11 protein-coding genes are annotated in these 12,429 nt (G+C 69.0%); 9 read left to right on the plus strand and 2 right to left on the minus strand.

The features are described from left to right. Positions 1-71: 71 nt before the first annotated feature. A complete protein-coding gene (locus B9N97_RS32075; RefSeq protein WP_085091895.1) occupies positions 72-692 on the plus strand; it encodes a sigma-70 family RNA polymerase sigma factor in 621 nt (206 codons plus the stop codon). Continuing rightward, positions 689-1,396, plus strand: a complete 708-nt coding sequence (locus B9N97_RS32080; protein ID WP_085091896.1) for a ChrR family anti-sigma-E factor — start codon at positions 689-691, stop codon at positions 1,394-1,396. Before B9N97_RS32075 ends, B9N97_RS32080 begins: the two co-directional genes overlap by 4 nt. Here B9N97_RS32080 and B9N97_RS32085 read toward each other — a convergent pair. Next, positions 1,391-2,095 carry a hypothetical protein gene (locus B9N97_RS32085; protein ID WP_085091897.1) on the minus strand — a complete coding sequence of 235 codons (705 nt, stop codon included), beginning with the start codon at positions 2,093-2,095 and terminating at the stop codon, positions 1,391-1,393. The two genes, B9N97_RS32080 and B9N97_RS32085, sit on opposite strands and share 6 nt — an antisense overlap. Before the next feature lie 104 nt (positions 2,096-2,199). Beyond that, entirely contained in the window at positions 2,200-3,225 is a 1,026-nt protein-coding gene (locus B9N97_RS32090; RefSeq protein WP_085091898.1) for a sensor histidine kinase, read from the minus strand. A 305-nt stretch (positions 3,226-3,530) separates the two neighbouring features. Between B9N97_RS32090 and B9N97_RS32095 the strand changes: the two genes are divergently transcribed. The 7 genes from B9N97_RS32095 (at position 3,531) to B9N97_RS32125 (ending at position 12,427) form a co-directional block, all read left to right on the plus strand. Continuing rightward, positions 3,531-4,565 (plus strand): amino acid ABC transporter substrate-binding protein, encoded by a 1,035-nt coding sequence (locus B9N97_RS32095; RefSeq protein ID WP_085091899.1) that lies wholly within the window; start codon positions 3,531-3,533, stop codon positions 4,563-4,565. A 131-nt stretch (positions 4,566-4,696) separates the two neighbouring features. Continuing rightward, entirely contained in the window at positions 4,697-5,854 is a 1,158-nt protein-coding gene (locus tag B9N97_RS32100) for an amino acid ABC transporter permease (protein WP_085091900.1), read from the plus strand. Beyond that, positions 5,851-7,026: an amino acid ABC transporter permease gene (locus B9N97_RS32105; RefSeq protein WP_143266966.1), complete on the plus strand. Its 1,176-nt coding sequence runs from the start codon at positions 5,851-5,853 to the stop codon at positions 7,024-7,026. The genes B9N97_RS32100 and B9N97_RS32105 overlap by 4 nt, the downstream gene beginning before the upstream one ends. Before the next feature lie 21 nt (positions 7,027-7,047). Next, a complete protein-coding gene (locus B9N97_RS32110) occupies positions 7,048-7,791 on the plus strand; it encodes an amino acid ABC transporter ATP-binding protein (protein WP_085091901.1) in 744 nt (247 codons plus the stop codon). Between the two features lie 36 nt (positions 7,792-7,827). After that, complete coding sequence (locus B9N97_RS32115; RefSeq protein ID WP_085091902.1) at positions 7,828-8,535, plus strand: response regulator; 708 nt, start codon at positions 7,828-7,830, stop codon at positions 8,533-8,535. Positions 8,536-9,111: 576 nt separating this feature from the next. After that, positions 9,112-11,340, plus strand: a complete 2,229-nt coding sequence (locus B9N97_RS32120) for a methyl-accepting chemotaxis protein (protein ID WP_085091903.1) — start codon at positions 9,112-9,114, stop codon at positions 11,338-11,340. 55 nt (positions 11,341-11,395) lie between these two features. Further along, a complete protein-coding gene (locus B9N97_RS32125) occupies positions 11,396-12,427 on the plus strand; it encodes an amino acid ABC transporter substrate-binding protein (protein ID WP_244561042.1) in 1,032 nt (343 codons plus the stop codon). The last annotated feature ends 2 nt before the right edge of the window (positions 12,428-12,429 follow it).

The following is a 12,429-nucleotide window of genomic DNA, read 5'->3' on the forward strand; positions in this document are numbered from 1 at the left end:
CGCTTTCCCGCCAGCATCGAAAAGACAAAACCGGCGGTGATCCGAAGCGCAGGCTGCGGCGTATCCTGGCCATGATCGCCCCATTGGCCTCCCTTCTGACGCATGCCGCCGGAGCCGACCGGACGCCCGATCCCGCCGCCGCGAGGCTGGCGGCGGACCAGTCGGCCGATCTGATCGCGGTGGCGGCGGGCGACCGGGCGGCCTTCGCCCGGCTGTTCGCCCATTTCGCCCCACGGGTGAAGGCCTACATGCTGAAGCTGGGGATGCCGGGACAGCGGGCGGAGGATCTGGCGCAGGACACCATGCTGTCGGTGTGGCGCAAGGCCGCGCTCTACGATCCGGCGAAAGCGGAGGCGGCGACCTGGGTCTTCACCATCGCCCGCAACCTGCGCATCGACATGCTGCGCCGCGAACGCCATCCGGAGGTGTCTGACGACGAACTGCTGGAGCATGAGGACGACCGCCCGCGCGCCGACGACGTGCTGGACGGCGACCGCCGCGCCCGCCGCCTGCGCGGCGCGCTGGCCTCGCTGACGCCGGAACAGGCGGAGGTGGTGCAGCTGTCCTTCTTCGCCGACCTCGCCCATCCGGCCATCGCCGAACGGCTGGACGTTCCGCTGGGCACCGTGAAATCGCGCCTGCGCCTGGCCATGGCCAAGATCCGCAAGGCGCTGGGAGACGACGATCAATGACCGCCCGCCAACTTTTCCTGCCGAACCACCACCCCAGCGACGCCCTGCTGGTGGCCTATGGCGCGGGCAGCCTGGGAGAAGGGCTGTCGCTGGCCGTCGCCGTCCACCTCGCCCATTGCCCGGACTGCCGCGCCACCCTGGCGGAGGTGGAGGCGCTGGGCGGCGCCCTGCTGGAGGATCTGCCGCCGGCCCCGCTGGAAAGCCTGTCGCTGTCCGCCACCCTCGACCGCCTGGATCGGGAGGAGGCGCCGGGCAACCCCTGCAAGGCCATGCGGATGCGACCGCGATGCAGCCGCCCGGCCGCCCCGTCTCCGCCGGCCCCGTCCCTGCCGGGTCCGCTGCGCGCCTATGTGCCCTCGCTTGAGGATCTGTCCTGGCAGCGGCTGGCCCCCGGCGTGCGGCGGGTGGAGCTGCTGCCGCGCACGGCGTCGGGCGGCGCGGCCCAGCTTCTGCGCATCGCCCCCGGCACCGCCCTGCCCCACCACGGCCATGGCGGGCTGGAACTGACCGTGGTGCTGAGCGGCCATTTCGCCGATGAACTCGGCCGCTACGGCCCCGGCGATCTGGCGGAGGTCGACGGCGACACCAACCACCAGCCCATCGCCGACAGCCACCGCGACTGCGTCTGCCTGATCGCGACGGACGCGCCGCTGCGCTTCACCGGCCTGATGGGCCGGCTGATGCAGCCCTTCATCGGGCTATAGCAGATCCTTGAACAGCAGCTGCGCCGGCGGTTCCTTGTCCTTGCCCCGCTTGCGCGCCTTCCCCTTCGCCTTCTCCTTCGCCACGTCGGGCGGCAGTTCCGCTGCCGGCTCAGCCGCCGGTTCGGCGGAAGCCTGGGGCTGCTCCACCGGCAATTCCGGCGCGGCCATCGGCGGTGCGGCCGCCGGTTCCGGCGCGGGCTGCGCGACGGGTTCCTGAACAACCGGTTCCGGCGCGACCGGCTCCGGCACCGCCACCGACTCGGGCACCACCTCCGCCGCCGCTTCCACGGGCTGAGCGGCCTCCGGCGCCGCCTCGACCTTTTCCTTCTTCTTCCGGGGCGGACGGCGCGGGGCGACGCCGACGCCTTCCTTGGCGCGCTGCTTGGCCTTGTCGCGGGCCTGGGCCTCCGGGGCCTCGGGATTGTCGGTCAGCCATTTGCGGCGCTTGATGACCTCGTTCACCCGGCCCTGATTCACGCCCAGCTGGAAGGCGATCTCCTGCTGGGTCATGTTGGTGGTCTCGTGCAGGTGCAGGATCTCGGCGGCCAGTTCCGGCGTCATCTTGCGCCCGGTCAGGCGCCGCGCCGGCCGGACGGAGCGCTGGGAGCGGTCGCGCGCCCGCAGGGACTCAAGGATCTCCAGCGCGGCCGTGTTGCCCGCCGCCTTCAGCGCGTCCTCGAATTCCTTCAGCGTCGCCATCAGAAAGTCCCCTCCTGCTGTCCCCTGCCGGTCCTCGCAGCAACCGGCAGGATCACAGATAGTTCATCGTCTGGCGATGGAAAAGCCACGACGGATATTCCCGGTCAGGCCGGAAAGCGCAGGTCGATCCGCGTGCCGCTGCCGTCGGCGGGGCCGTGGCTCAGGTCGCCGGACAGCTGGGCGGCCAGGCTCTGGATGATCTTCCAGCCCAGGCTGGGCAGGCGCTGCACGTCGAAGCCGTCCGGCAGGCCGATGCCGTCGTCCATCACCAGCAGATGCAGCTGGCCCGGCTCTCCCGGCACCGGCTTCAGTTCGATGGTGACGGTGCCGCCGTGGCGGCCGGCGAAGGCGTGTTTCAGGCTGTTGGTCAACGCCTCCACGATCAGCATCGCCAGCGCCAGCAGCCGTTCGGGCGACTGCGGCGCCGCCCGCACCGTCACGCGGCAGGCCACGCCGGGGACGCCGGCCGCCGCCAGCATGTCCCGGCACAGAGCCTCGACATGGCTGCCGAAATCGTCGCCGGAGCGCGGGTCGTGCAGCCGCCGGTGCACCCGGGCCATGGTGTCGAGTCGCCGCCCCGCCTCCTCCAGTGCCGCCATCGCCCCCTCCGGCGAGCGGGCGACCGACCGCCTCTGCAGATCCAGCAGGGAGGAGACGAACTGCATGTTGTTGGCGACACGGTGCTGCAGCTCGTGGAACATGGTGGTCTGCGCCTCCAGCAGGGAGGCGGTTCGGCTGCGCTCCTCCTGCAGGCTGGCCAGCGTCACCTGCATGCCGTGGATCAGCGCGATATCCACCGCGACCACCACCGCGTAGAAGACCAGCGCCAGCGCGACCGACCCATCCAGGGCGAAGCTGTCGAAGGGCGGGATGTAGAAATACCAGGCTGCCAGCCCCGACAGCACCGCCGTCACCACCCCCGGCCCCCGCCCGGCAATGAAAGTGGTCAGGATCACCGCCGGGAAGAAAGTGAGATAAGGAAAGCCGGGCGGCAGGGTGTTGTCGACCAGCCGGCGCAGCAGCAGGGCGGCGGCGAAGGTCAGCACGGCCATGCCATAGCGCGCCGCCGGGCCGCGCCGCAGCAGCGAAAAGCGCGCGAACAATTGCCAGATCGGCCGATCGGACCCCATCGACGTCACTTCCCCCGACTTCCCGTGCGGACATTTCACCGGCACCCATCGCTTGTAGGGCCGGCGCGCAGCCTGCGCACGTGAAATATCGAACCGACGGCGTGACCATCAACGGGCGAGGCCCGACCCAGCCTTTCGCAGCCCGCGCGGCCCCATTTGTCCAAAGCTGTTCACAACTCCGCCACATCCGTTCATGCCGGGCGGGCACTTTGTTCAATCCACGGAGCGATTGTGACGTTGCGCGGCGGCCGGAGCCTCCCGCCCCGGCGCCCCACGAACCACCAAGGCTGAAGGAGCCACGCCCCGTGAAGTCCCGTCTGAGCGCGCTCGCCATCGCGGCCACCCTGTCCGTCTCCGCCCTTGCCCTGTCCGGTACGGCCCAGGCCGGCGCCACCTTCGACGGCGTGAAGCAGAAGGGCTACGTCCAGTGCGGCGTCAACCTGGGCCTGTACGGCTTCTCCTCGCCCGACGACAAGGGCAAGTGGTCGGGCCTTGACGTCGACATGTGCCGCGCCGTCGCCGCCGCCATGTTCGGCGATGCCGAAAAGGTGAAGTACACCCCGCTGTCGGCGCAGCAGCGCCTGCCGGCGCTCCAGTCCGGCGAGATCGACATCCTCGCCCGCAACACCACCCGCACCCTGACCCGCGACACCGCCAACGGCCTCAACTTCGGCCCGACCAACTATTTCGACGGCCAGGGCTTCATGGTCTCGGCCAAGCTGGGCCTGAAGAGCGCCAAGCAGCTGAACGGCGCCACCGTCTGCGTCCTGCCCGGCACCACCACCGAACAGAACGTGTCGGATTACTTCCGCGCCAACAAGATGACCTTCAAGCCGGTCGTCATCGAGAAGAACGAGGAGCTGAACAAGGCCTTCTTCGCCGGCCGCTGTGACGCCCTGACCTCCGACGCCTCGCAGCTGGCCGCCATCCGCGCCGCCGAGGTGCAGAACCCCAACGACTACGTCATCCTGCCCGAGCTGATCTCGAAAGAGCCGCTGTCCCCGGCCGTCCGCCAGGGCGACGAGGAGTGGATGAACCTGGTCATCTGGGCCTTCTACGCCATGGTGCAGGCCGAGGAGAAGGGCCTGACCTCCGAAAACGTCGACGCCGCCATGACCTCGCCCGATCCGGACGTGAAGCGCCTGCTGGGCGTCACCGCCGGCAACGGCAAGGCGCTGGGCGTCGAGGAGAACTGGGCCTTCAACATCATCAAGCAGGTCGGCAACTACGCCCAGAGCTTCGAGCGCAACGTCGGCACCGGCTCCAAGCTGAAGATGCCGCGCGGCCAGAACGCCCTCTACACCGAAGGCGGCATGATGTACGCCCCGCCGATGAAGTAAGCGCCGGCAGCGATGCCCCCTCCCTAACCCTCCCCCGCTCTCGGTCGGCCGAAGGCCGGTCCGATCGCAGGGGAGGGTCGGGGTGGGGGCAAGTGTCCGCCACGCCTCACTCCCCCGCACGGAGCAACACCATGACAAACCCGGTCCAGGCGCTGAATTCCGCGCGCGTGCGGGGGTGGCTGTATCAGGCATTGTTCCTGGCCTGCGCCCTCGCCGTCGCCTGGTATCTCGTTTCCAACACGCTGACCAATCTCGCCACCCGCGGCGTCGCCACCGGCTTCGGCTTCCTGGAGCGCGAGGCGGGTTTCGAGATCGGCGAGAGCCTGCTCTCCTATTCCGCGTCCGACACCTATCTGAAGGCGCTGGTCGTCGGCCTCTTGAACACGCTGGCGGTGTCGGCCGCCGGCGTCGTGCTGGCGACCGTGCTGGGCGTGCTGATCGGCATCGCGCGGCTGTCCTCCAACTGGATGGTGAACCGCTTCGCCACCCTGTATGTCGAGACGATCCGCAACGTGCCGCTGCTGCTGCAGCTGGTGGTCTGGTACACCATCATGAACCGGCTCCCCAGCCCGCGCGAGGCGCTGGAGGTGGTGCCGGGCATCTTCCTCAGCAACCGCGGCATGAAGTTCCCGGTGCTGGTGGAGCATGCCGGCCATGGCTGGGCGCTGCTGGCCCTGATCGCGGGCATCGCTGCCGCCGTCGCCATCGTCCGCCATGGCCGCCGTCACCGCGAGGCCACCGGCAAGCCCTTCCCCACCCTGCCGGCCGCCATCGCCGCGGTGCTGCTGCCGCCGGCCCTGGTGTTCGTCGCCACCGGCGCGCCGCTGGCCTTCGACGTTCCGGTGCTCTCCGGCTTCAACTTCGAGGGCGGCGGGTCGGTCACCCCGGAATTCACCGCCCTGCTGATCGGCCTGTCGGTCTACACCGCCGGCTTCATCGCCGAGATCGTCCGTTCCGGCATCCTCGCCGTGCCGCATGGCCAGACGGAGGCCGGGCTGGCGCTGGGCCTGTCGCCGGGCAAGATCCTGCGCCTCATCATCCTGCCGCAGGCGCTGCGCGTCATCGTGCCGCCGCTGACCAGCCAGTATCTGAACCTGACCAAGAACAGCTCGCTGGCCGTCGCCATCGGCTATCCGGATCTGGTCAGCGTCTCCAACACCTCGGCCAACCAGACCGGACAGGTGGTGGAGGCGGTGGCGATGATGATGGTGGTCTATCTCATCATCAGCCTCAGCATCTCCGGCTTCATGAACTGGTACAACCGCCGCGTGGCTCTGGTGACCCGATGAGCAAGCAGTTCCCGGCCGATCAGGCCCCGATTCCCACCGGTCCCGTTCCTCCCGCCCATTGGGCCGCTTCCTACGAGGAGGAGCCGACCCAGGCCTCCACCCCGCCGCAGGCCAACGGCATGACGGCGCTGAAGCCCTTCGGCTGGGCCAAGGACAACCTGTTCAACACGCCGTTGAACACCGTCCTGACCCTCGCCTGCCTCGCCCTGCTGTGGCTGGTGGTGCCGCCGGCGGCGAACTGGCTGCTGCTGAAGGCCAGCTGGTCCGGCTCGTCGGAGGCCTGCCGCGAGGCGGCCGGCGCCTGCTGGTCGGTGATCGTGGTCAAGCACCGGCTGATCTTCTTCGGCACCTATCCCTATGACGAGCAGTGGCGCCCCTTCCTGGCCTGCGCGCTGTTCGTGGCGATGCTGGGCGCCAGCGGCGTGCGCGCCTTCTGGCGGCCCTGGCTGGCCGTGGCCTGGGCGCTGACGCTGGTCGGCATGGGCGTGCTGATGTGGGGCGGCGTCGCCGGCCTCAGCTATGTGCCGAACGACCGCTGGGGCGGCCTGCCGATCACGCTGATGCTGTCGGTCTTCTCCATCGCCATCGCTTTCCCGCTGTCGATCCTGCTGGCGCTGGGCCGCCAGTCGTCGCTGCCGGCGATCCGCACCTTCTGCGTCGGCTTCATCGAGACGATGCGCGGCGTGCCGCTGGTCAGCGTGCTGTTCATGGCGTCGGTGATGTTCCCGCTGTTCCTGCCGGAAGGCGTCACGGTGGACAAGCTGCTGCGCGCCCTGGCCGGCATGACCCTGTTCACCGCCGCCTACCTTGCCGAAGCCGTGCGCGGCGGCCTGCAGGCGATCCCCAAGGGCCAGTACGAGGCCGCCGACGCGCTGGGCCTGTCCTACTGGCAGAAGACGGTGCTGATCGTCCTGCCGCAGGCGCTGCGCATCGTCATCCCGCCCATCGTCAACCAGTTCATCAGCGCCTTCAAGGACACCTCGCTGGTCACCATCGTCGGCCTGTACGACCTGCTGACCGCCGCCACCGTGGCGACGACCGACCCCGAATGGCGTCCCTATTTCGCCGAGGTCTATGTCTTCGCCGGGCTGATGTTCTGGATCTTCTGCTTCAGCATGTCGCGCTACAGCCAGTGGCTGGAGCGTCTGGCCAACCGCTACACCCGCCGCTGACCGGCCTTCTGGAGACACGTCATGACCGAGAACGCCATCATCGAACTCCGCAAGGTCGGCAAGTGGTACAACAGCTACCACGCGCTGCGCGACGTCAGCATCAGCATCAAGAAGGGCGAGAAAGTCGTCGTCTGCGGACCCTCCGGCTCGGGCAAGTCGACGATGATCCGCTGCATCAACCGGCTTGAAGCGCACCAGACCGGCCACATCATCGTCGACGGCATCGAGCTGACCGACGACGTGAAGGCGGTGGAGAAGATCCGCCGCAAGGTCGGCATGGTGTTCCAGAACTTCAACCTGTTCCCGCACCTGACCGTTCTGCAGAACCTGACGCTGGCGCCGATCTGGGTCCGCGGCATGGCGAAGTCCGAGATCGAGGAAATCGCCATGATGTACCTGAAGCGGGTGCGCATCCCCGACCAGGCGCACAAGTTCCCCGGCCAGCTGTCCGGCGGCCAGCAGCAGCGCGTCGCCATCGCCCGCGCGCTGTGCATGCGGCCGGAGATCATGCTGTTCGACGAGCCGACCTCCGCCCTCGACCCCGAAATGGTCAAGGAGGTGCTGGACGTGATGACCGAGCTGGCGGGCGAGGGCATGACCATGGTCTGCGTCACCCACGAAATGGGCTTCGCCCGGCAGGTCGCCGACTCTATTGTCTTCATGGCCGAGGGCTCGATCATCGAGAGCGGGTCGCCGGCCGAATTCTTCGAGAACCCGAAAAGCGAGCGCACCCGCCAGTTCCTGGGCCAGATCCTGGAGCATTGAGGCATAAGGGGGCGCTGAGAGGCGGACAAGAGGGCCATGCCGGCGACCATTGCCATCACCGACGACGACGCGGTGACGCGCGAGACGCTGAAGTCCTATCTGACGGATGAGGGCTTCGACGTCCTGCAGGCCCGAAGTGCCGAGGAGCTGAAGGATCTGCTGGCGACCGCCGCGGTGGACCTCGTGCTGCTCGACATCCGGCTGCCGCGCCAGGACGGGCTGACCCTGACCCGCGAGCTTCGCGCGGGGTCGGAGATCGGCATCATCCTGGTCAGCAGCCGGGCGGAGAAGCTGGACCGCATCATCGGGCTGGAGATGGGGGCCGACGACTACATCGCCAAGCCCTTCGAGCCGCGCGAGATCCTCGCCCGCGTGCGCAACCTGCTGCGCCGGCTGAAGGCGCCGGGCGACCAGCGCGACGACCGCCGGCGCAGCTTCGCCGGCTGGACGCTGTGGCTGGACCGCATGCGCCTCACCGACCCGCAGGGCAATCCGGTGCGTCTGACCGGCGCGGAATTCGAGCTGCTGTCGACCTTCGTCTGCAACCCCGGCCGGGTGATGAACCGCGACTATCTGCTGACGGCGACGACCCGGCGCAAGACCGACGCCACCGACCGCACCATCGACAGCCTCGTCCGCCGCCTGCGCCGCCTGATCGAACCCGACCCCGCCGACCCGAGGCTGATCGTAACGGTCCACGGCACCGGCTACCTCTTCGCTGGCGACGTCACGCAGGACGGGTGAACACTCCCTCTCCCGCCCTTCGGGTCCCCTCTCCCCCCGGGGAGAGGGTTAGGGTGAGGGGGTTGCACAGCGAGGATTTTCAAGGGTCGCACAGTCCCCATTCGCCACCGAATCCACCCTATGCCACCCCCTCACCCCGACCCTCTCCCCGGGGGGGGAGAGGGGGAGCGGGGCGGGAGAGGGCTAGACACCGAACCCCGAGCAAACTCCCCCGTCGCTTCAGTCTCGCGGCGGCCACGCGCTCGGCAACCTCGGCCACGGAAATCGCGAAAATTTTTCGCGCGCTTCCGTGGCCCATTTTTTATGCATCGGAGCGGGCAACCGGCCTTTTTCGAAGTCAACCCACCACACCCGGTTGCTTTTTGTCTTGCAGCACTCCCCCATAGGAAAGTCATAGACCGCCCGTCGACCGGAAAATCCGTCCGTTTCTTTGGCTCCGGCGCCCCCGCTTGTCTCAAATGCGAACCAAAAGTCACGAGCTGTTCACAATTGGACGCTAAACCGTTCAAAGGGCCCTGCGACGATATGCGCGTAGCAATCCGTGGAACCGTTTTTGTGGCGGCGGGGGGTTTGGGCATGACGGCGATCTCGACGAAAGCAGGCGTGACGAAGACGGGCGGCACCCTGGACGACGGCGGCGCACGCCACCGCTTCTGGACCCTGCGCCGCGCCATGGTGTCGGTGGTGGGCGTGCTGGTGGCGGCGCTGATCGCCAGCCAGGCCTGGGTGTCGCAACGCTACACCGACTTCGCGCTCGAAACCTTCAACAGCAGCGCGGCGGCGACCTTGCGGGTGCTGGCCAACGACCGCATCCGCAAGAACTACACGGAATGGCTCCAGGGCCACGCCAACGAATGGAGCCGCGATTCCTTCCTGGTCGACAGCATCAACCAGAAGGACCCAGCCAAGACGATGCTGGCGCTGAAGAACATCAATGCCCGGCCCGTCGTGGTCGACCGCGAGGTGCGGTTGGTCTCGGTCGCCGTCTATGACGCCGACATGGCCCGGATCGCCACAACCGGCGGGGAGCAGGATAGCGTCGCCACCGTCGCCCCGCTCTTCGAGGCGCTGAAGTCGCGCGACATCGCCGACAAGCGCCGCCCGGCCAGCCTGCTGTGGCGCGATGGCCAGGGCCGGCCGCTGTTCAGCATGATCGTCCCCATCGGCGGCTTCCGCGTCCTGGGCTTCCTCGAGGTGGTGACCGATCCCCTGCCCGCCCTGTCCAGCCTGGGCGCCGTTCTCGACGCCGACATCCGCTTCACCGACGGCAAGGGCGGCGTGCTGTTCGAGGCCAAGGGCGGCGAGCCGTCCGACCATGCCAAGCTGTCCACCACCAAGGTCGCGCTCGGCGGCGACGGCGGGCTGCCCTGGGCGACGGCGGAGATCTCGCGCGACGTGTCGGAGTTCGTCGGCGCGACGGAGGCTCTGCGCAACGACGCGCTGAAGATGGTCGGCGCCTTCGCGCTGGCCGTCGCCATCGCCGCCGCCCTGCTGCTGCGCGTCGCCGTCTTCGCCAACCTGCGCAAGTTCGCCCGCGCCATGGAGCAGATCGCCGCCGGCGACCTGTCCATCGAGATCCCGCGCACCGGCCGCGACGAATTGGCGGTGATGGCGGCGGCGCTCCGCCACCTGCGCGGCAGCGTGGAGCAGGTGCTGCTGATGAAGCGGATGGTCGACAGCAGCCCGGTGCCCACCGCCCTCCTGCGCACCGATGGGCAAGTCGGCTTCGTCAACCCGGCCGCCCGGACCTTCTGCGAGGCGCACGGCATCGACCCCGCCGGTCCCGACCTGCTGGCGCAGGGGCCGGACTTCACCGCCGACTGCACCGATCCCGCCCGTCCGCCGATCCCGCGCCGCACCCTGACGGTGGGCGAGACGACGGTGGAGGCCCATGTCGACACCGTCTTCGACGACCAGGGCAATGTGCTGGGCAAGACCCTGTCCTGGACCGACGTGAGCGAGCAGATGCGCTCCGCCGCGCTGGCCCGCCAGCTGATGGAGGACGTGCACACCGTCGCGTCCGGCGTCGCCACCCAGTCGGGCCAACTGCGCGAGCTGGCCGACGCGCTGCGCCGGGAATCGGCCGGCACCATCGACAGCACGGTCAGCGCCGGCAGCTTCGTCGCCGAGAGCAACCGCAACGCCACCACCTGCAACGACAGCGCCGGGGTGCTGATGGACACCATCGGCACCGTCTCCAACCTCGCCACCGAGGCGGCCGGCGTGGTCGGCGCCACGCTGGACGAGCTGACCGCCGCCCGCGAGGTGGTCGGCCAGCTGGGCGAGAACACCGAGCAGATCCGCCGCATCGTCGACGTCATCACCGGCATCGCCCACCAGACCAAGCTGTTGGCCCTGAACGCCACCATCGAGGCGGCGGCGGCCGGCGTCGCGGGCCGCGGCTTCGCCGTGGTGGCGGCAGAGGTGAAGAAGCTGGCGGAGGAGACCGCCAACGCCACGGTGCAGATCGCCGGTTCGGTCAGCGCCATCAACGGCAGCATCCAGAACACCGTCGGCACCTTCGCCCGCATCTCCGGCTCGGTCGAGCGCATCAACGAGGTGCAGGACCTGATCGGCGAGGCGGTGGCCCGCCAGACCGAATCCTCCACCGACATCCGCAGCCGTGTCGGCGTGATCGCCGGCAACACCGGCGAGGTGGCGGCGCTGATCGACGGAGTCGGCGCCCAGGCGGCGCGCACCGGCGACATCGCCGCCTCGCTGACCAAGACGGCGAACACGCTGGCCGAGGAAGCCGCTTCGCTGCATAGTCTGCTCGGCACGCTGCGCGCCGGGCAGGCGGCCTGACCCCGCCCGCCGCGGACAGGCGGCGGATGGGACGGGTGGGGAGATGGGTGTCGGGATGCGGCTGCTGTTGCTTGTGCTGCTGGCGATCGTGTCGGCCCTGCCGGCGCTCACATCACCGGCTTATGCCGAGGACGGCGACACGCTGGAGCGCATCCACAGCCGCGGCTTCCTGATCTGCGGCCTGCGCAGCGGCGTCAGCGGCATCTCCTTCTCCGACCCGCAGGGTCATCTCGACGGCTTCCTGGTCGATGTCTGCCGGGTCTTCGCCGCGGCGACGCTGGGCAACGCCCAGGCGATCCGCGTCGTCCGCCTGCCGGAAAAGCCGCAGGAGTTCCAGGCGGTCGAGAAGCACGAGGTCGACGTGGCGCTGACCACCACGACCTGGACCTTCAGCCGCGACCTGTCGCACGACATCGAGTTCCTGATGCCGCTGCTGCATGACGGCCAGGGCTTCGCCATCCACGGCGACGGCACGCCGCCACCGCCGCTCGACCGGCTGGGGCCGCGCACCGTCTGCGTCAAGACCGCCACCACCACGGTCCGCAATCTGGAGGACTATATCCGCAAGTCCGACCTGCCCTGGACGATCCGCACCTTCCAGACGCTGGACGAGGCGCTGCAGGCCTTCCTCGCCCATGAATGCGACCTGCTGACCACCGACCGCACGGTGCTGGTGACCTCGCTGGCCGGCTACCGCCAGGCAGGCATGGGCATCACCATCTACCCGGACGTGATCTCGCGCGAGCCGCTGACCCCCTACATCGCGCGCGGCGACCGCAACTGGTACGACATCACCCGCTGGGTCCTCCACGCCATCGTGCTGGCCGATTCCAAGGGCGTCACCGCCGCCGACGTACAGGCCGGCCGCATCCCCGACGACCCCGAACTGCACCGGATGCTTGGCCACGCCGGCAGCGTCGCCCGGACGCTGGGCCTTCCCGACGACTGGGCCCTGCAGGTGCTGGCGCAGGTCGGCAACTACGGCGAGATCTTCGGCCGCAATCTCGGCACCCCCTACGGCATGGACCCCGGCATGAACAAGCCCTGGACCCAGGGCGGGTTGCTCTACGCCCCGCCGTTCAGGTAGAG

The organism is Azospirillum oryzae, from assembly GCF_900177515.1.
GTDB classification, from domain to species: Bacteria; Pseudomonadota; Alphaproteobacteria; order Azospirillales; family Azospirillaceae; genus Azospirillum; species Azospirillum oryzae_A.